Source organism: Pseudomonas triticicola (genome assembly GCF_019145375.1).
In the GTDB taxonomy this organism is placed as follows: domain Bacteria; phylum Pseudomonadota; class Gammaproteobacteria; order Pseudomonadales; family Pseudomonadaceae; genus Aquipseudomonas; species Aquipseudomonas triticicola.
In genome coordinates this window covers 595001-614953 of the sequence record NZ_JAHSTX010000001.1, presented here as the reverse complement: position 1 = coordinate 614953, position 19953 = coordinate 595001, and the positions used below count along the sequence as shown (strand labels likewise).

The window sequence follows — 19953 nt, the reverse complement described above, 5'->3', positions numbered from 1 at the left end:
GTCGAAGCACTCTGCACAACATTTGTTGCGAACTTGTGCAGCGAGGCTCGCAAAGCTTTCGCCGCTTGCTGGCAAAAGGCTAAGCTACAGGTAATTCAGTGCGGATTCCGATCGGCACTTGTCATGATTTCTCTGCCCGGATGTCTCATGCGCAGTCGCCTTTTCAGTGTTTTGTCCTGCTTGTTTCTTACCGCCGCTGCCGCTCAATCCGTCCAGGCGGTGGACTTGTCCACCCAACGCCAGTATTACGATGAAGCCAAGCGCGCCTTGGCCAAGGGTGATACCGGCCCGTATTTCCGTTACAGCCAGGCGCTGGCCGATTATCCGCTGGAACCGTATCTGGCCTACGACGAGCTGACCGCGCGTCTGAAGACGGCGAGCAACGCCGAGATCGAGAAATTCCTCGCCGAACACGGTGATTTGCCGCAGGCCAACTGGATGAAACTGCGCTGGTTGCGCTGGCTCGCCGACCGTGGCGACTGGGCGACCTTCGTCAAGTATTACGATCCGAAGCTGAATTTCACCGAACTGGACTGCCTCAACGCGCAGTACCAGATCAGCCACGACAAGAAAGCCGAAGGGTATGCCAGTGCGGAAAAACTCTGGCTGACCGGCAAATCGCAACCGGCTGCGTGTGACGCGTTGTTCGGCATCTGGGCCGCCGATGGCCAGCTCACCGAGCAGAAACGCTGGGAGCGCACCAAACTTGCCGCGCAGGCACGCAACTATCCACTGGCCAACAGCCTGATCAACGGCCTGACCACCCTCGCCCCGCGCGGTCGCTTGCTGGTCGACGTGGCGCAGAAACCCGAACTGCTCAACCAGCCGTCGCGCTTCACCCCGGCCGACGAGCCGATGTCAGACGTCGTCAGCCTCGGCCTGCGCCGCCTCGCTCGGCAGGATCCGGACAAGGCCATGGCTTTGCTCGACGGTTACGCCAGCAGCATGCATTTCTCTCGTGATGAAAAAGTCGCGATCGCTCGCGAGATCGGCCTGACCCTTGCGCGCCGCTTCGACAGCCGCGCGCTGGACGTCATGACCAAATACGATCCGGAGCTGCGCGACAACACCGTCTCGGAATGGCGCCTGCGCCTGCTCTTGCGTCTGGCACGCTGGAATGATGCCTATGAGCTGACCAAACGTCTGCCGCAAGACCTGGCCACCACCAACCGTTGGCGCTACTGGCAGGCGCGCAGCCTGGAACTGGCCGAACCACAAAACCCGCAAGCGCTGACCCTGTACAAGAATCTGGCGCGGGAACGGGACTTCTATGGCTTCCTCGCCGCTGACCGTTCACAGTCGCCTTACTCGCTGAACAACAAGCCGCTGGTGCTCAGCCAGGCACTGATCAACAAGGTTCGCAACACACCCGGCGTACGCCGCGCGCTGGAGTTTCATGCACGCGGGCAAATCGTCGACGGGCGTCGCGAGTGGTATCACGTCAGCCGCCATTTCAATCGCGATGAAATGGTTGCCCAGGCCAAACTGGCCTACGACCTGAAATGGTACTTCCCGGCGATTCGCACCATCAGTCAGGCGCAATACTGGGACGATCTGGACATCCGCTTCCCGATGGCGCACCGCGATACCCTCGTGCGCGAAGCCAAGGTGCGCGGCCTGCATTCGAGCTGGGTGTTCGCCATCACCCGGCAGGAAAGCGCCTTCATGGACGACGCGCGCTCCGGCGTCGGCGCCAGCGGTCTGATGCAATTGATGCCCGGCACGGCCAAGGAAACCGCGCGCAAGTTCAGCATTCCACTGGCCTCACCGCAGCAAGTGCTCGATCCGGACAAGAACATCCAGCTCGGCGCCGCTTATCTCAGCCAGGTTCACAGCCAGTTCAACGGCAACCGCGTGCTCGCCTCCGCCGCTTACAACGCCGGCCCCGGCCGCGTGCGTCAGTGGCTGCGCGGCGCTGATCACCTGAGTTTCGACGTCTGGGTGGAAAGCATCCCTTTCGACGAAACCCGTCAATACGTGCAGAACGTGTTGTCCTACTCGGTGATCTACGGCCAGAAACTCAACTCGCCGCAGCCGCTGGTGGACTGGCATGAGCGGTATTTTGACGATCAGTAATCACCAGGCTGACGCCGGATCATGAAAAATGCCCGTATCGTGAGATACGGGCATTTTTTTGGTCGGTTACTTGGTCGGTTACTTGGTCGATTGCTCAGTCTGCTGTGACAGATCGACCATCATTAAACTGCAACGCCGCCAGCCGTGCGTACAGCGGATTGCTGGCGATCAATTGCTGATGTGTCCCCACCGCTACCAGCTTGCCTTGATCCATCACTGCAATGCGGTCAGCGTTCTTCACCGTGGCCAGTCGGTGCGCGATGACCAGCGTGGTGCGGTTTTCCATCAGCGTTGGCAGGGCCTGCTGGATCAGATGCTCGCTCTGTGCATCGAGGGCGCTGGTAGCTTCGTCCAGGAGCAGAATCGGCGCGTCTACCAGCAAGGCGCGGGCAATGGCCAGACGTTGGCGCTGACCGCCGGACAACCCGAGGCCGCCGTCGCCGAGATGAGTCTGATAGCCGTCCGGCATTTGTTCGATGAAGTCGTGGGCGTGGGCAATTCGCGCAGCTTCCTTGACCTGTTCAAGCGTGGCCGTCGGGCAGCCGTAGCGGATGTTGTCCTCCACACTGCCGAAGAACAATGCAGGGGTTTGCGAGACCAGGGCGAAACAGCGGCGCAGATCCAGCGGGTCAAGGCTGGTCAGCGGCACGCCATCGAGGAGAATCTGCCCCTCGCGTGGATCGTAGAAGCGCAGCAACAAGTCGTAAACCGTGGACTTGCCCGCGCCCGACGGCCCCACCAATGCCAGGGTTTCGCCCGCCCTCACCGTCAGACTCAAGCCATCAACTGCGTAGCTTTGCGGACGCGACGGGTAGGAAAAACGCACGTCGCGCAGTTCAAGTTCACCTTTGACTCGCGCTGGCAGAGTGACCAGTCCGGTCAACGGTGGCTGGATGATGTTTTCCGAACGCAGCAATTCTGCGATGCGTTCGGCGGCGCCAGCAGCGCGCTGCAGTTCGCCGATCACTTCGCTCAGCGTGCCGAACGCGCTGCCGACAATCAGGCTGTAGAAAACGAATGCCGCCAGCTCGCCGGCCGAGATACGCCCGGCCATTACGTCCATGCCGCCGACCCACAACATCACCGCCACCGCGCCAAGCACCAGCACGATCACCAAAGTGATCAACCACGCTCGCTGGAAAATCCGTTTGCGCGCAGTGTCGAAAGCCTGCTCGACGGTCGAAGCGAAACGCTGCTCGTCCTGCACCTGGTGGTTGTAGGCCTGTACGGTTTTGATCTGACCAAGGGTTTCCGACACGTAGCTGCCAATGTCGGCGATACGGTCCTGGCTCTGGCGCGACAGATTGCGCACGCGGCGGCCGAAAATCAGGATCGGCGCGATCACCAGCGGCAGTGCGATCACGACAATGCTGGTCAACTTCGGATTGGTGATGAACAGCAGCACTACACCACCGATCACCATCAGCAGATTGCGCAGGAACAGCGAGAGCGACGAGCCGATCACCGATTGCAGCAGCGTTGTGTCAGCGGTCAGGCGCGACTGGATTTCCGAGCTGCGGTTGTCCTCATAAAAGCCCGGATGCAGATACACCAGGTGATTGAACACCTGACGGCGAATGTCGGCGACCACGCGCTCGCCTATCCACGACACCAGATAGAAACGGGCAAAGGTGCCCAGCGCCAGCCCGAGGACCAGCAACATGAAAATGCCGATGGACTGATTGAGCAGATGCGGCGAACGGGTCATGAAACCCTGGTCTACCAACAACTTGATGCCCTGCCCCATCGACAGGGTAATGCCGGCGGTGACGATCAGCGCGAGTAAAGCGCCGAAGGCATGCCAGCGGTACGGCAGGAGAAAATGACTGGTCAGGCGCAGGGCGCGTCGGTGTCGGGAAGAAAGCATGGAGATCATGGGGTTCACGTCTGCGCAGATGGATCGGGCCAGCCTACAGACTCAGATGGGGTGGAACTCTGTAAATCACAATGAGTCAGGTTAAATATGCCCGGGATGTCCGGATGCTAGAAACGATTGGTCTAAGGTTGCGGTTGAGACCGGCGGTCAATTCTGTTTGAGTAGAGATGCCGCCCGCCGACAGACCGCAGGGAGTTGTCACAGCCTGGTCACGTGGCGGTTTTAACTTAGGCACACAACCTGATGAGGAGACAGGCCATGTCCTTGCAACACAGCAGCGAAGACAAGATTGAAGTGAAGCGTACCCAACCCGACCAGTCTCTGGGTTGCTCGATTATCGATGAGCAGGGCCGCGAGGTACCGATCACTGAAGACATGATCCAGAACGCCTGCCGCGAACTGGAGAAGCGATTGGTCAAGCCTGCCGAACAAGAGTGATGTAGCCACCGTCTTCCTGACCCGGTCCTGATTGGCCGGGTTTTTTATATCTGTAATTTAGCTGCGAATCGTGTAGGAACTGCCGAAGGCTGCGATCTTTTGAAATTCAAAAAGCGATCAAGAGATCGCAGCCTCGTTTCACTCGACAGCTCCTACAGGACACGGGTTGCCCCCAGCGCCTCTACAATCTGCCGCAACCCCGGCGCATCACCTTCGATTCGCACCTTCAGCCCTTCGATCTCGCGGCGCACCGGATACTGCTTGCGCAACACGTCAAACGCCACACGCTGCTCAGCGACATTTCCCACCAGACTGCGGCGGAAATCCGCATCATCGCGGCGCGGGTCGTACACGCCCCGGCACAACATCGCCAGCGCCCATGCCGGATCGCTGTCACCGTGCAGGGAAACTTCCGACAACCAGGTTGCTGGCAGCAGATCGCTGAGCTGGATAGCTGCAGGTTGGCCGCTGAAAGCGCAGTAGGCCTGATAGATCTGCGCGGTCCCGCGTTGCTTGCCGTCGAGGCTGTAACCGGCAATATGGGGCGTGGCCAATACGCAGAGCTCGGCCAGCGCAGGATCAACTTCCGGCTCCTTTTCCCAGACATCGAGCACAGCTTGCAGGTCTTCGCGCTCCAGCAGCACCTCACGCAGCGCAACATTGTCCACCACAGGTCCGCGCGCCGCGTTGATCAGCCATGTTCCCGGCTTGAGTTGCTGCAAACGCTGCTGATCGAACAGGTGCCAGGTTGCGTCGTCGCCATTGCGAGTCAAAGGTGTATGCAGACTGATCACGTCGCACTGCTCGATGATCTGCTCGAGGCTGACATATTCGCCGCCCTCGGTAGCCTGACGCGGCGGATCGCAAACCTTGACGTTCCAGCCCAGACCTTTCAGGACCTTGATCAAGCGCCCACCCACTTCACCAGCGCCGACGACGCCGTAAGTGCGCTGAGTCAGATCCGCGCCTTCGATTTCGGCCAGCGTCATCAGACTGCCCAGTACGTAATCGACCACGCCACGAGCATTGCAACCCGGCGCGCTCGACCAGCAGATCCCGGCCTCGTTGAAGTAATCAAGATCCAGATGATCGGTGCCGATGGTGCAGGTGCCGACAAAGCGCACCTTGCTGCCTTCAAGCAGCGCGCGATTGACGTTGGTCACCGAACGCACCAGCAACACATCGGCCTGCGCGACCGTCGCACGGTCAATGGAGCGGCCCGGCACCCGGCGGATGTCGCCGAAACCGGCAAAAAAAGCGTCGAGCAGGGGGATATTTTCGTCGGCAACAATCAGCATGGCGGGCTCCTTGGGCGGATCGGCAGTTTAGGTGCAGACGCGTCGATCAGCCAGCAGGGTTTGCGCTTACAAATGCGTAACAGAGGATTTTTCGTGACCGAGGCGTCAGCGGCGTAGAATGCGCCGCTCTGCGCATCAATACTTTCTGGACGCTTTGCCTGTGAACCCTGTAACTGACCAACCTGTCGCCGTCTCCCTGACCCGCCCTGCGCGGATTCGCCTGGAGTTGAAAAACCTGCTCGCCCTGGCCCTGCCGATCATCATCGCGCAACTGGCGACCACCGCCATGGGCTTCGTCGATGCGGTGATGGCCGGGCGCGTCGGCCCCAAGGATCTGGCGGCAGTGGCGCTGGGCAACTCGATCTGGGTTCCGGTGTTTCTGTTGATGACTGGCACCCTGCTGGCCACCACACCAAAAGTCGCCCAGCGTTTCGGCGCCGGCAAGCACAGCGAGATCGGCCCGATCGTGCGTCAGGCGTTGTGGCTGGCATTGGTAGTCGGACTGATCGCCACCTCGATGCTGGTCGCCGCCGAGCCGGTGCTGCACCTGATGAAGGTCGATCCCGAGCTGATCGGCCCGTGCATGCAATATCTGCACGGCATCGCCAGCGGCTTGCCGGCGGTGGCCTTCTATCACGTATTGCGTTGCACCAGTGATGGCATCGGCCGCACCCGCCCGGCCATGGTGCTGGGCCTCTGTGGTCTGGCGCTGAACATCCCGCTGAACTACATCTTCATTTATGGCCACTTCGGCGTGCCGGCCATGGGCGGCGTCGGCTGCGGCTGGGCCACGGCGATCGTGATGTGGGTGATGGCGCTGGGCCTGGCCGGCTACGAACGCTGGGCACCGGCCTATCGCTCAAGCGAACTGTTCAGCCGCTTCGACTGGCCGCAGTGGGTGGTGATCAAACGTCTGCTGTCGATTGGTTTGCCGATCGGCATCGCGGTGTTTGCCGAGTCGAGCATCTTCGCCGTGATCGCCCTGCTGATCGGCAGCCTCGGCGCGACGGTGGTGGCCGGGCATCAGATCGCGCTGAACGTCAGCTCGCTGGTGTTCATGATTCCCTATTCGCTGGGCATGGCGGTCACCGTGCGTGTCGGCCAGGCGCTGGGCCGCGAGGAACCGCGTGAGGCACGTTTTGCCGCTGGAGTCGGCATGGGCACGGCGCTGGCCTACGCCTGCCTGTCGGCGAGCCTGATGCTGGCGCTGCGCGAGCCGATTGCGGCGATCTATACCGCTGATCCAACAGTGATTCACATTGCGGCGATGCTGATTGTCTACTCGGCGCTGTTCCAGTTTTCCGATGCAATCCAGGTGACTGCGGCCGGCGCGCTGCGTGGCTATCAGGATACTCGGGTGACGATGATCCTGACTCTGTTCGCCTACTGGGGGATTGGTTTGCCGGTGGGTTACGCGTTGGGGCTGACCGACTGGCTCGGCGAGCCACGTGGCCCGAGCGGTTTGTGGCAGGGTCTGATTGTCGGTTTGAGCTGCGCTGCGCTGATGCTGTCGATCCGGCTGACACGCAGTGCGCGCAAGCGGATTCGGATCAGTCGTTCGGTGGGCTAAAGCTCACTCAAGACAAAAATGTGGGAGCGAGCCTGCTCGCGAATGCGGTGATCAGTGCCATCAATAGTGACTGAGATACCGCTTTCGGGAGCAGGCTCGCTCCCACAGTTGTTCGATGTGTAGCTGCTGTTAAGCGTCTTTCTTGCGGATCCAGTACAGATAAGTACCGGCCTCTTCGTGCTGGCTGACCAGTTCATGGTCAAGAAACACGCAGAACTTGGGGATATCGCGCTTGGTCGAGGGATCGGTGGCGATCACCTTGAGCAGGCCGCCGGGTACCAGATCGCGAATGTGCTGGTGCAACATCATCACCGGTTCCGGGCAATTGAGGCCGGTGGCGTCGAGGGTGCCGTCGACCGCGGTATCGATCATTTCACTCATGGTTCACTCCAGAAACTGGCCGGCATTGTCGCGCATCGCTTGGGGTATCGTCCAACCCATGTGGGAGCGAGCCTGCTCGCGAAGGCAATCCGTCAGTCAGCACATCATTGGCTGCCCCACCGCTTTCGCGAGCATGCTCGCTCCCGCAGGTTCAGTGTTGTGTCAGCGCGATTTGGTTTTCCTGGTGTCGTGCCGGCGCAGATGGCAAGTCACTTCCTCGCGGTCGTGATATAGCTGCTTGCAGCCGATATCAACCTTGATCCCACGTGCCTTGAAACCATCGGCAATGCGCTCGAGCAGACGCTTCACTTCGGCATAACGCTGTTTCATCGGCAGCTTCAGGTTGACCACCGCCTCGCGGCAATGCCCCTCGCCGATCCACTCTTCCAGCATCGCCGCGTTGCGCGCCGGTTTCTCGACGATGTCGCAAACCATCCAGTCCACCGGCTGCTTGGGCTTGAAGGTAAAACCGTCCGCCATCAGATGCTGGACCAATCCGGTTTCCATCAGGCTTTCAGCCATCGGGCCGTTGTCGATCGCCGTCACCAGCATGCCCCGGTTGACCAGTTGCCAGGTCCAGCCGCCCGGCGCGGCGCCGAGGTCAACGCCGGTCATGTCGCTGTGCAGGCGATCTTCCCACTGATCACGTGGAATGAAGTGGTGCCACGCCTCTTCCAGCTTCAAGGTCGAACGGCTGGGTGCCTCGCGAGGAAACTTCAGGCGCGGAATGCCCATCGGCCACATCGCCGAATTGCCGGCATCGGCCATGCCGAGAAACACTTCGCGGCCACTCTTGAAGGTCAGCAACAATCGCGGCTTGCTGGCGTCTTCCACCAGTTTGCCAGCGGCGGTCAGCGCCTTGCGCAGCGGGCCTTCGAATTTTTTGCAGAAATTCGACAGTTCCTTGCCGTCATTGGTATCGACCACTTCCAGCCACAGACTGCCAAACACCGGGAAATCGGCCATGTGAGCGAGGATTACGCTGATGCGATCGTTTTCCGGCAGATCAATGAAAAAGCCCCGCGCCCACTGCCGAGGGAAGATCAATTCGGCGAAACGCTGACCGCGCATCAGGCGTTCGGCGCCGTCGGCTTCAGTGCAGACAAACTCGGCGCAGGCCGTGGCGGTTTTGGCTTTGGCGTAACCGGCGACATTGAGACGGGCGGCAAGGTCGGAAATCTCCGAACAGACTTCGCCTTCGAAGCCGGGCCGGCAATGCATGAATAGGGTGTTCATTCTTACTCCTGGGCAGCGGTCGATCATTCGGCCGCTGCGCGATGCTCAAGCCTTGCGTTGCCGCAATGCCTGTCACGAAAACCGGCGCATGATAGCTGAAGTCGGAACCTTGGTTCCGTCCATAGAGTCCAGTTATTAGCCAGCTACTCAAAACAGGGCTAGGTTTAATGCTCTGCCCGTCCCCTCAGTCCGTAGCCGTGCGGACTCAAAGGAGTGATCGTAATGCCGTCCCTCGATAGTCTGAAGTCACTGAAAACCCTACAAATCGACGCCACGACCTACCACTATTTCAGCCTGCCGGAAGCCGCCAAAAGCCTGGGCGATCTCGACAAGCTGCCGATGTCATTGAAGGTCCTGCTGGAAAATCTGCTGCGCTGGGAAGACGAAAAAACTGTCACCGGCGCTGACCTCAAGGCCATCGCCGCCTGGCTTAAGGAGCGCCGCTCCGATCGCGAAATCCAGTACCGCCCTGCCCGCGTATTGATGCAGGATTTTACCGGTGTGCCCGCCGTGGTCGACCTCGCCGCCATGCGTGCGGCGATGGCCAAGGCCGGCGGTGATCCGCAGCGGATCAATCCGTTGTCGCCGGTGGATCTGGTGATCGACCACTCGGTGATGGTCGACAAGTTTGCCAGCGCCAGTGCGTTTGAACAGAACGTCGACATCGAAATGCAACGCAACGGCGAGCGCTATGCCTTCCTGCGCTGGGGCCAGAGTGCGTTCGATAACTTCAGCGTGGTCCCGCCGGGCACCGGCATCTGCCACCAGGTCAACCTTGAATATCTCGGCCGCACCGTTTGGACCAAAGACGAGGATGGCCGCACCTACGCCTTCCCCGACACCTTGGTCGGCACCGACTCCCACACCACCATGATCAACGGTCTCGGCGTACTCGGCTGGGGCGTTGGCGGGATCGAAGCGGAAGCGGCGATGCTCGGGCAACCGGTGTCGATGCTGATCCCGGAAGTGATCGGCTTCAAACTCACCGGCAAGCTCAAGGAAGGCATCACCGCGACCGATCTGGTGCTGACCGTGACGCAGATGCTGCGCAAGAAAGGCGTGGTCGGCAAATTCGTCGAATTCTATGGCGACGGTCTCGCCGACCTGCCACTGGCCGACCGCGCGACCATCGCCAATATGGCCCCGGAATACGGTGCGACATGCGGCTTCTTCCCGGTCGACGATGTCACGCTGGAATACCTGCGCTTGTCCGGCCGGCCGCCGGAAGTGGTGAAGCTGGTCGAGGCCTACACCAAGGCTCAAGGCCTGTGGCGTTTGCCGGGCCAGGAGCCGGTGTTCACCGACAGCCTGGCCTTGGACATGGGCAGCGTCGAAGCCAGTCTGGCCGGACCGAAACGGCCGCAGGATCGCGTCTCGCTGCCGAACGTCGCGCAGGCCTTCAGTGATTTCATCGACCTGCAATTCAAACCGACCAGCAAGGAAGAAGGACGCCTGGAAAGCGAGGGCGGTGGCGGCGTGGCGGTGGGCAACGCCGATCTGGTCGGTGAAGCGGACTACGAATACGAGGGCAAGACCTATCGCCTGAAAAACGGTGCCGTGGTCATCGCCGCGATCACTTCCTGCACCAACACTTCCAACCCGAGCGTGATGATGGCGGCCGGGTTGCTGGCGAAGAAAGCTGTAGAGAAAGGCCTGACGCGCAAACCTTGGGTGAAGAGTTCATTGGCGCCGGGTTCGAAAGTCGTCACCGATTATTACAAGGCTGCCGGACTGACACAGTACCTTGATCAGCTCGGGTTTTCGTTGGTCGGCTACGGTTGCACCACCTGCATCGGCAACTCCGGGCCACTGCCGGAGCCGATCGAGAAAGCCATTCAGAAAGCCGATCTGACCGTCGCATCAGTCCTGTCCGGCAACCGCAATTTCGAAGGCCGTGTGCACCCACTGGTGAAAACCAACTGGCTGGCCTCGCCTCCTCTGGTCGTCGCGTACGCTTTGGCTGGCAGTGTGCGCACCGATATCAGCAGCGAACCGCTGGGCGAGGATCAGCAGGGCAATCCGGTGTACCTGCGAGATATCTGGCCGACCAGCCGGGAAATCGCTGAAGCGGTGAATCAGGTCAATACGGCGATGTTCCACAAGGAATACGCCGAAGTGTTTGCCGGTGATGAGCAATGGCAGGCCATCGAGGTGCCGCAAGCGGCGACTTACGTGTGGCAGGACGATTCGACCTACATTCAGCATCCACCTTTCTTCGACGACATTTCCGGCCCGCTGCCGGAAGTCAAAGACGTCAAAGGTGCGCGGGTTTTGGCCTTGCTCGGCGATTCAGTGACCACAGACCACATCTCCCCCGCCGGCAACATCAAGATCGACAGCCCGGCCGGGCGATACCTGCAGGAAAAAGGCGTCGAGCCGCGCGACTTCAACTCCTACGGTTCCCGTCGTGGCAATCATGAAGTGATGATGCGCGGCACGTTTGCCAACATCCGTATTCGCAACGAAATGCTTGGCGGCGAGGAAGGTGGCAACACGATTTACATCCCCACCGGGGAAAAAATGGCGATCTATGACGCAGCGATGAAATATCAGGCTTCGGGGACGCCGTTGGTGGTGATTGCCGGTCAGGAGTACGGCACCGGATCGAGCCGTGACTGGGCGGCGAAAGGCACCAATCTGCTGGGCGTCAAAGCCGTGATTGCGGAGAGTTTCGAACGTATTCACCGCTCGAATCTGGTCGGCATGGGTGTGCTGCCGTTGCAGTTCAAGCTTGATCAAAACCGCAAGAGTCTCAATCTGACCGGCAAAGAGACGTTTGAAATTCTGGGATTGACCGGCGTCGAGCTGAGGCCGCGGATGAACCTGCCGCTGGTTATCACTCGCGAGGATGGGCGTCAGGAGAGAATCGAAGTCTTGTGCCGGATTGATACGCTGAATGAGGTCGAATACTTCAAATCCGGCGGGATTCTGCATTATGTGTTGCGGCAGTTGATTGCTTCGTGACGGGGTGACATTCGCCCAGGCTGTGATCTTTTTGACTTGGCTTTCAAAAGCAGGACCAAAAGATCGCAGCCTTTGGCGGCTCCTACATCCAGGCGAAAAAAAACCCGCCGAAGCGGGTTTTTCCCAAGACCATTATCGACTCCCTGTCGGCAGCGATCCTTGCAATGGTCGATCATCCATGATCCTGAAACACTCCCTGTGTCTCAGTTGATGTGTGTAGATTACCCAGTGGATCCAATCAGCAATAGTCGTAAAAGCTACTAACGCGTGTAAGACATTCGCCATACAAACACTTCCGAAAACCCTTAGGCCCGTCAGGCACCGCCGCTTTCACGAGCCTTGGCGCTTTCGGCGAGAAACTGTTCAAGCCTGCTCAACTGCTCCTCCCAGCCGCGGCTGTCCATGTAATACGCCTCTTTCTGACGGATATCAGGGATGTGCGCGAAGCCGGATTCAGAGACCTTAAGCAGAGTGCCGTCCTCGAAGTCCTGCAATTCGAATTTGACCAGCGTGGTCGGCTCTTGTGAGTAGTCGATCTTCGGGTTGACCGCATACGGGTGCCAGCGGAAAGAAAACAACTGCTGCGGCTCGACCCGCTCGATCAGCACATTCCACAATACGTGTTCATAACCGGGGTACGTGACCTGGCCCTGCGTCCACTCGCCGGCAATGAAACGTCGGCCCTCGAGCGCCACGCCAAACCACTGGCCAAACGCCTCTGCATCGACCAATGCACGCCAGACATGGGAACGCGACGCCTTGAGCGTGATCTTGCGTTCGAAACTGTTAGGTACTGGTTTCATACGTCACCTCCTGTTCTGAACACTAGGCTTGTATGACCACATGTCCAATGCGAAGTTGTATCCAGGCGCTGCAGGCATCGATTCGAGCGGACACATCCTGCCGTAGATTCCGCTCTGTAATCAGCCCCGTCTGACCTGTTATCTTGCCAGCGAATCCGCAGAAACAAGGACGAATCATGCAGCCTTCTCTCGCCGATCGGTATCGCGGCGCCCTCCTCGGCCTGGCTTGCGGCGATGCGGTCGGCACAACGGTGGAGTTCCAACCGCGAGGATCATTCCAGCCACTGAGCGATATGGTTGGCGGTGGTCCATTCCAGCTCAAACCTGGGCAATGGACGGACGACACCTCAATGGCACTCTGTCTGGCCGAGAGCCTGCTGAGCAAAAACGGCTTCGATGCGGCTGACCAGATGGGCCGCTATCTCAACTGGTGGAAATGGGGATACCTGAGCTCCACTGGAGAATGTTTCGACATCGGCATGACCGTCAGCCAGGCGCTGGAACAGTATCAGCGAACCGGAGAGCCTTTCGCAGGGTCGACTGATCCGTTGACTGCTGGTAATGGGTCGCTGATGCGGTTGGCACCAGTCGTGCTCTTTTATTTTCCGGACGCTCGACAGATCCAGATCCACGCTGCCGACAGTTCGCGCACAACCCATGCGGCGCCGGAGGCAATCGAGTGCTGCCTATTGCTGGCTGATCTGATCGCACGAGCGCTTGAGGGTGCGGAGAAAACACAGCTTCGCCGGGCGCCACTGCTCAAGCTTTCCCAGCCCAAGGTGGTTGCGATTGCTCAGGGTGAGTACCTTCACAAAGCGGAAACTGAAATAAAAGGCAGTGGCTATAGCGTCCAATCGCTGGAAGCCGCTTTGTGGTGCTTTCACCATACGCAGACATTCGCCGAAGCGGTGTTGAAAGCAGCCAATCTCGGTGATGATGCGGATACAACGGCTGCTATCGTGGGTCAGTTGGCAGGTGCTTACTACAGCGCTCGGGCGATCCCCGAGCACTGGCTGGAGCAGTTGCATGAAGGCGAGGAAATCACCGCCACTGCGGATCGCTTGCTTGAGGCCTCCCGGCTACGTACATAACAATCGATACACTCTTTCCACTCGAGATAGCGAGAACCTTATGTCAGTGCGTGTGCTTCTGGCCCTTGTGCCCTTTATGTTTGCCCCTTTCGCCCACGCCGCCGTTGATTGCGCCAACGCCAGCGATCAGGCGACGATGAATCAATGCGCGGGGCAAGCCTTCAAAGCGGCAGACAAGGAGTTGAATACGCTCTATCAGCAGATCACCGGGCGTCTCAAGGACAACCCGGACGGAAAGAAGCTGTTGGTCAACGCGCAGCGGGCGTGGGTCAGCTTCCGGGATGCCGAGTGCAAGTTTTCGGCATCCGGGGTGGCGGGCGGGAGTGTTTATCCATTGGTTTACAGTAGTTGTCTCACAGCCGTAACCAAGGCCAGAGTAGAAACCCTCAAGCAGTATTTGAAATGTGAGGAAGGTGATATGAGTTGCCCGGTACCCGGTGCGTAATCACAGGCTCCGCTTACGGAGCCTGTGCTGTGAACCGTTACGCCTCAGACGTGAGGATCGCCCGGGGCTTTGCTCGGCGCTGCGTATTGCGGCTTGAGGTGGCCATCCTGATCGAGTAACCAGGCGTCCATGATCTGCCGCACTACTGGACCGGCAACACGACCACCCGCCTCGCCGTTTTCGATCATTACCGAGATGGCGATCTTCGGATGCTCGGCCGGTGCAAATCCTACAAACAGGGCGTTGTCACGGTGGCGCTCGAGGGTTTTCTCACGGTTGTAGCGCTCACCCTGCTTGATCGCCACCACTTGCGCCGTACCACTCTTGCCAGCGATGCGGTATTGCGCCCCCGCAGCCGCCGCTCGTGCGATGCCTCGAGCATCGTGCATGACCATCTGCATACCGTGGTTGACCTGCTCCCAATCGCGCGGGTCCTTGAGCAGAATGTTCGGCATCGGGTGCTCGTCAACCGGCGCTACACCGTCGACCGACTTGGCCAGATGCGGTCGATTCCATATCCCTTTGTTGGCAATCAGTGCAGTGGCTTGGGCCAATTGCAGCGGTGTGACCTGCATGTATCCTTGGCCGATGCCCAGAATAACGGTTTCACCGGGATACCAGGCCTGCCGCCGTGTAGCGCGTTTCCACGCTTGCGACGGCATCAGACCGGGCGACTCTTCAAACATGTCCAGCGAGACTTTTTCTCCAAGGCCGAACATCGCCATGTAGTCGTGCAGACGATCAATGCCAAGCTTGTGCGCCAGATCATAGAAGTAGGTGTCGTTGGAGCGCATGATCGCCGCGTCCATGTCCACCCAACCATCACCGCTGTGGTTCCAGTTGCGATACTTGTGGTCGAAGTCCGGTAATTGGTAGTAGCCGGGATCGTATACGCGGGTCTGCGGGGTCACGACGCCGGCGTCCAGACCAGCAATGGCGACTTCCGGCTTGATCGTCGAGCCTGGGGCGTACAGGCCACGCAATACGCGGTTGAACAATGGCCGATCGATGGAATCCCGCAGCGCTGAATATTCCTTTGAGCTGATGCCAGTCACGAACAGATTCGGATCGAAGCTTGGATTGCTGACCATCGCCAGCACTTCTCCGGTGGACGGGTCGAGAGCTACCACTGAACCACGACGGTCGCCCAAAGCGGCTTCGGCTGCTTCCTGCAGCTTCACGTCGAGGCTGAGTACGATGTTTTTACCAGGCACTGGATCGGTGTGCTTGAGTACGCGCAGCACTCGGCCTTGAGCATTGGTTTCGACTTCTTCATAACCGACATGGCCATGCAACTGCGCTTCGTAAAAACGCTCGATACCGGTTTTACCAATGGATTGCGTACCTCGGTACTCCACGGAGTCGAGAGCTTTCGATTCTTTTTCATTGATCCGACCGACATAACCGATCGAATGGGCGAAATGTGCGCCGAGGGGATAGTGCCGGACAAACTGCGGCTCGACATCAATGCCCGGCAAGCGAAACTCGTTAACCGCCAGGACGGCAATCTGCTCTTCCGTCAGCTCATAAAACAGGGTGACCGGTGTGAACGGGTGCCGGGATTGCTTCATCGCCTTGTCGAATACCGAGCGATCTTCGGCAGGCAGATGGAGCAAGTTGATGACTTCGTCCAATTCTTGGTTGACGTCGGTGGCACGCTCACGGGTGATGGTCAGGTTGTAGCTGGGGCGATTGTCGGCGAGCAACACACCGTTGCGGTCGTAGATCAATCCACGCGTTGGCGGTATCGGGAGGACATGGACGCGATTGTTTTCGGAGATGGTCGAGTGGTAGTCGAATTCCACGACCTGAAGGATGTACAGGCGCACCACCAGAGCGCAGCTGATGGCGAAGACAAACAGAGCGCAGGCGATCAATCGCTTGTTGACCAGCCGCGTCTCTTTTTCATGATCCTTGATCGGGATTGGTTCAGGCATTTCTACAGCAACTCTTTGACATAAATGAGTGCCGATCCGTGGGCAGGACATCAGTCCGTTAAAAAACGAGCTGCACCATACCAAAACTCGCCATCCACTTCAGGATGAATTTCCCCGGTGGCAGGCTGAAAACTTTCTCGCAGGCAAAACAAAACCCCAACTGCTTTCGCAATTGGGGTTTCGGAATTTAATCTTGACGATGACCTACTCTCACATGGGGAAACCCCACACTACCATCGGCGATGCATCGTTTCACTGCTGAGTTCGGGATGGGATCAGGTGGTTCCAACGCTCTATGGTCGTCAAGAAATTCGGGTACTGACTCGCGACCAGATGGCCTCGCTTCAGCAAATTGGGTATGTGACAGCTTTCGGTGTTTGTGCGTTTCGAACTTTCGGTTCGTTTCGTCTTCACTCACCGCAATCTGGTGCCTTTTCAGGTCAGCAAATTGCTTGGGTGTTATATGGTCAAGCCTCACGGGCAATTAGTATTGGTTAGCTCAACGCCTCACAGCGCTTACACACCCAACCTATCAACGTCGTAGTCTTCGACGGCCCTTCAGGGAACTCAAGGTTCCAGTGAGATCTCATCTTGAGGCAAGTTTCCCGCTTAGATGCTTTCAGCGGTTATCTTTCCCGAACATAGCTACCCGGCAATGCCACTGGCGTGACAACCGGAACACCAGAGGTTCGTCCACTCCGGTCCTCTCGTACTAGGAGCAGCCCCTCTCAAATCTCAAACGTCCACGGCAGATAGGGACCGAACTGTCTCACGACGTTCTAAACCCAGCTCGCGTACCACTTTAAATGGCGAACAGCCATACCCTTGGGACCGGCTTCAGCCCCAGGATGTGATGAGCCGACATCGAGGTGCCAAACACCGCCGTCGATATGAACTCTTGGGCGGTATCAGCCTGTTATCCCCGGAGTACCTTTTATCCGTTGAGCGATGGCCCTTCCATACAGAACCACCGGATCACTAAGACCTACTTTCGTACCTGCTCGACGTGTCTGTCTCGCAGTCAAGCGCGCTTTTGCCTTTATACTCTACGACCGATTTCCGACCGGTCTGAGCGCACCTTCGTACTCCTCCGTTACTCTTTAGGAGGAGACCGCCCCAGTCAAACTACCCACCATACACTGTCCTCGATCCGGATAACGGACCTGAGTTAGAACCTCAAAGTTGCCAGGGTGGTATTTCAAGGATGGCTCCACGCGAACTGGCGTCCACGCTTCAAAGCCTCCCACCTATCCTACACAAGCAAATTCAAAGTCCAGTGCAAAGCTATAGTAAAGGTTCACGGGGTCTTTCCGTCTAGCCGCGGATACACTGCATCTTCACAGCGATTTCAATTTCACTGAGTCTCGGGTGGAGACAGCGCCGCCATCGTTACGCCATTCGTGCAGGTCGGAACTTACCCGACAAGGAATTTCGCTACCTTAGGACCGTTATAGTTACGGCCGCCGTTTACCGGGGCTTCGATCAAGAGCTTCGCGTTAGCTAACCCCATCAATTAACCTTCCGGCACCGGGCAGGCGTCACACCCTATACGTCCACTTTCGTGTTTGCAGAGTGCTGTGTTTTTAATAAACAGTCGCAGCGGCCTGGTATCTTCGACCGGCATGAGCTTACGGAGCAAGTCCTTCACCCTCACCGGCGCACCTTCTCCCGAAGTTACGGTGCCATTTTGCCTAGTTCCTTCACCCGAGTTCTCTCAAGCGCCTTGGTATTCTCTACCCAACCACCTGTGTCGGTTTGGGGTACGGTTCCTGGTTACCTGAAGCTTAGAAGCTTTTCTTGGAAGCATGGCATCAACCACTTCGTCACCCAAAGGGTAACTCGTCATCAGCTCTCGGCCTTAAGATCCCGGATTTACCTAAGATCTCAGCCTACCACCTTAAACTTGGACAACCAACGCCAAGCTGGCCTAGCCTTCTCCGTCCCTCCATCGCAATAACCAGAAGTACAGGAATATTAACCTGTTTTCCATCGACTACGCTTTTCAGCCTCGCCTTAGGGACCGACTAACCCTGCGTCGATTAACGTTGCGCAGGAAACCTTGGTCTTTCGGCGTGGGTGTTTTTCACACCCATTGTCGTTACTCATGTCAGCATTCGCACTTCTGATACCTCCAGCAAGCTTCTCAACTCACCTTCACAGGCTTACAGAACGCTCCTCTACCGCATCACCCGAAGGTGATACCCGTAGCTTCGGTGTATGGTTTGAGCCCCGTTACATCTTCCGCGCAGGCCGACTCGACTAGTGAGCTATTACGCTTTCTTTAAAGGGTGGCTGCTTCTAAGCCAACCTCCTAGCTGTCTAAGCCTTCCCACATCGTTTCCCACTTAACCATAACTTTGGGACCTTAGCTGACGGTCTGGGTTGTTTCCCTTTTCACGACGGACGTTAGCACCCGCCGTGTGTCTCCCATGCTCGGCACTTGTAGGTATTCGGAGTTTGCATCGGTTTGGTAAGTCGGGATGACCCCCTAGCCGAAACAGTGCTCTACCCCCTACAGTGATACATGAGGCGCTACCTAAATAGCTTTCGAGGAGAACCAGCTATCTCCGAGCTTGATTAGCCTTTCACTCCGATCCACAGGTCATCCGCTAACTTTTCAACGGTAGTCGGTTCGGTCCTCCAGTCAGTGTTACCTAACCTTCAACCTGCCCATGGATAGATCGCCCGGTTTCGGGTCTATTCCCAGCGACTAGACGCCCTATTAAGACTCGCTTTCGCTACGCCTCCCCTATTCGGTTAAGCTCGCCACTGAAAATAAGTCGCTGACCCATTATACAAAAGGTACGCAGTCACAGAACAAAGTCTGCTCCCACTGCTTGTACGCATACGGTTTCAGGATCTATTTCACTCCCCTCTCCGGGGTTCTTTTCGCCTTTCCCTCACGGTACTAGTTCACTATCGGTCAGTCAGTAGTATTTAGCCTTGGAGGATGGTCCCCCCATATTCAGACAAAGTTTCTCGTGCTCCGTCCTACTCGATTTCATGACTAAGAGATTTTCGCGTACAGGGCTATCACCCACTATGGCCGCACTTTCCAGAGCGTTCCGCTAATCTCAAAGCCACTTAAGGGCTAGTCCCCGTTCGCTCGCCACTACTAAGGGAATCTCGGTTGATTTCTTTTCCTCAGGGTACTTAGATGTTTCAGTTCCCCTGGTTCGCCTCTTGCACCTATGTATTCAGTACAAGATAACCATCTTATGATGGCTGGGTTCCCCCATTCAGACATCTCCGGATCAAAGTCTGTTTGCCGACTCCCCGAAGCTTTTCGCAGGCTACCACGTCTTTCATCGCCTCTGACTGCCAAGGCATCCACCGTATGCGCTTCTTCACTTGACCATATAACCCCAAGCAATCTGGTTATACTGTGAAGACGACATTCGCCGAAAATTCGAATTTCTCAACTAAGAGAACTCACAAATTTTACCTTAGCCTGATCCGTTACCAGTGAAAGTAACGTTCAGTCTATCTTTCTATCACATACCCAAATTTTTAAAGAACGATCTAGTCAAAGACTAGAAATCAACATTCATCACCGTCTCGGTGGAATGCTCATTTCTAAGCTTTCAAACTTCAGAAGCAGTAGTGGTGGAGCCAAGCGGGATCGAACCGCTGACCTCCTGCGTGCAAGGCAGGCGCTCTCCCAGCTGAGCTATGGCCCCGTATTTCTACAGGCGTTTCCCACACAAAATTGGTGGGTCTGGGCAGATTCGAACTGCCGACCTCACCCTTATCAGGGGTGCGCTCTAACCAACTGAGCTACAGACCCAATTTCGAGCTGCTAAGGCCGACCTCACCCTGCTCTTTACCACAAAGCATG

The 19953-nt window shown here is 57.8% G+C and carries 12 protein-coding genes, 2 tRNA genes and 2 rRNA genes; 6 read left to right on the top strand and 10 right to left on the bottom strand.

Annotated elements, in window-relative coordinates; all coding sequences use genetic code 11:
- Nucleotides 1-147: 147 nt before the first annotated feature.
- Nucleotides 148-2076 carry a transglycosylase SLT domain-containing protein gene (locus tag KVG85_RS02795; RefSeq protein WP_071173063.1) on the top strand — a complete coding sequence of 643 codons (1929 nt, stop codon included), beginning with the start codon at nt 148-150 and terminating at the stop codon, nt 2074-2076.
- A 94-nt stretch (nt 2077-2170) separates the two neighbouring features.
- Here KVG85_RS02795 and KVG85_RS02790 read toward each other — a convergent pair whose 3' ends face one another.
- Entirely contained in the window at nt 2171-3952 is a 1782-nt protein-coding gene (locus tag KVG85_RS02790) for an ABC transporter transmembrane domain-containing protein (protein ID WP_217862922.1), read from the bottom strand.
- A 258-nt stretch (nt 3953-4210) separates the two neighbouring features.
- Between KVG85_RS02790 and KVG85_RS02785 the strand changes: the two genes are divergently transcribed.
- Nucleotides 4211-4390, top strand: a complete 180-nt coding sequence (locus tag KVG85_RS02785; RefSeq protein ID WP_217862921.1) for a PA1571 family protein — start codon at nt 4211-4213, stop codon at nt 4388-4390.
- A gap of 152 nt (nt 4391-4542) precedes the next feature.
- Here the strand turns inward: KVG85_RS02785 and pdxB are convergent, their stop codons facing one another.
- Nucleotides 4543-5688, bottom strand: a complete 1146-nt coding sequence (gene pdxB / locus KVG85_RS02780) for a 4-phosphoerythronate dehydrogenase PdxB (RefSeq protein ID WP_217862920.1) — start codon at nt 5686-5688, stop codon at nt 4543-4545.
- Nucleotides 5689-5848: 160 nt separating this feature from the next.
- Here pdxB and KVG85_RS02775 point away from each other — a divergent pair, with 160 nt between their 5' ends.
- Nucleotides 5849-7258, top strand: coding sequence for an MATE family efflux transporter (locus KVG85_RS02775; protein WP_367615305.1), 1410 nt, complete (start codon nt 5849-5851; stop codon nt 7256-7258).
- 129 nt (nt 7259-7387) lie between these two features.
- Here the strand turns inward: KVG85_RS02775 and tusA are convergent, their stop codons facing one another.
- Nucleotides 7388-7639: a sulfurtransferase TusA gene (gene tusA, locus KVG85_RS02770; RefSeq protein ID WP_130909902.1), complete on the bottom strand. Its 252-nt coding sequence runs from the start codon at nt 7637-7639 to the stop codon at nt 7388-7390.
- A gap of 162 nt (nt 7640-7801) precedes the next feature.
- The gene (rlmM, locus tag KVG85_RS02765) at nt 7802-8875 is read right to left on the bottom strand and encodes a 23S rRNA (cytidine(2498)-2'-O)-methyltransferase RlmM (protein ID WP_041477361.1); all 1074 of its coding nucleotides are present in this window, start codon (nt 8873-8875) and stop codon (nt 7802-7804) included.
- Between the two features lie 222 nt (nt 8876-9097).
- On the opposite strand from rlmM, the gene acnA reads away from it, so the two are divergent.
- Nucleotides 9098-11839: an aconitate hydratase AcnA gene (gene acnA / locus KVG85_RS02760; RefSeq protein ID WP_122506716.1), complete on the top strand. Its 2742-nt coding sequence runs from the start codon at nt 9098-9100 to the stop codon at nt 11837-11839.
- Nucleotides 11840-12153: 314 nt separating this feature from the next.
- On the opposite strand, the gene KVG85_RS02755 is transcribed toward acnA, so the two are convergent.
- The gene (locus KVG85_RS02755; RefSeq protein ID WP_110603436.1) at nt 12154-12642 is read right to left on the bottom strand and encodes an SRPBCC family protein; all 489 of its coding nucleotides are present in this window, start codon (nt 12640-12642) and stop codon (nt 12154-12156) included.
- A 176-nt stretch (nt 12643-12818) separates the two neighbouring features.
- On the opposite strand from KVG85_RS02755, the gene KVG85_RS02750 reads away from it, so the two are divergent.
- Both KVG85_RS02750 and KVG85_RS02745 read left to right on the top strand, forming a co-directional pair.
- A complete protein-coding gene (locus KVG85_RS02750) occupies nt 12819-13733 on the top strand; it encodes an ADP-ribosylglycohydrolase family protein (RefSeq protein WP_217862918.1) in 915 nt (304 codons plus the stop codon).
- A gap of 40 nt (nt 13734-13773) precedes the next feature.
- Nucleotides 13774-14178: a lysozyme inhibitor LprI family protein gene (locus tag KVG85_RS02745; RefSeq protein ID WP_217862917.1), complete on the top strand. Its 405-nt coding sequence runs from the start codon at nt 13774-13776 to the stop codon at nt 14176-14178.
- A gap of 44 nt (nt 14179-14222) precedes the next feature.
- Here KVG85_RS02745 and mrdA read toward each other — a convergent pair whose 3' ends face one another.
- The 5 genes from mrdA to KVG85_RS02720 form a co-directional block, all read right to left on the bottom strand.
- The gene (mrdA, locus tag KVG85_RS02740; protein WP_217862916.1) at nt 14223-16115 is read right to left on the bottom strand and encodes a penicillin-binding protein 2; all 1893 of its coding nucleotides are present in this window, start codon (nt 16113-16115) and stop codon (nt 14223-14225) included.
- Nucleotides 16116-16306: 191 nt separating this feature from the next.
- Nucleotides 16307-16422 (bottom strand): 5S ribosomal RNA (rrf, locus tag KVG85_RS02735).
- Between the two features lie 156 nt (nt 16423-16578).
- Nucleotides 16579-19472, bottom strand: a 23S ribosomal RNA gene (locus KVG85_RS02730).
- Between the two features lie 247 nt (nt 19473-19719).
- Nucleotides 19720-19795, bottom strand: a tRNA-Ala gene (locus KVG85_RS02725).
- Nucleotides 19796-19825: 30 nt separating this feature from the next.
- A tRNA-Ile gene (locus KVG85_RS02720) sits at nt 19826-19902 on the bottom strand.
- Nucleotides 19903-19953 lie beyond the last annotated feature (51 nt).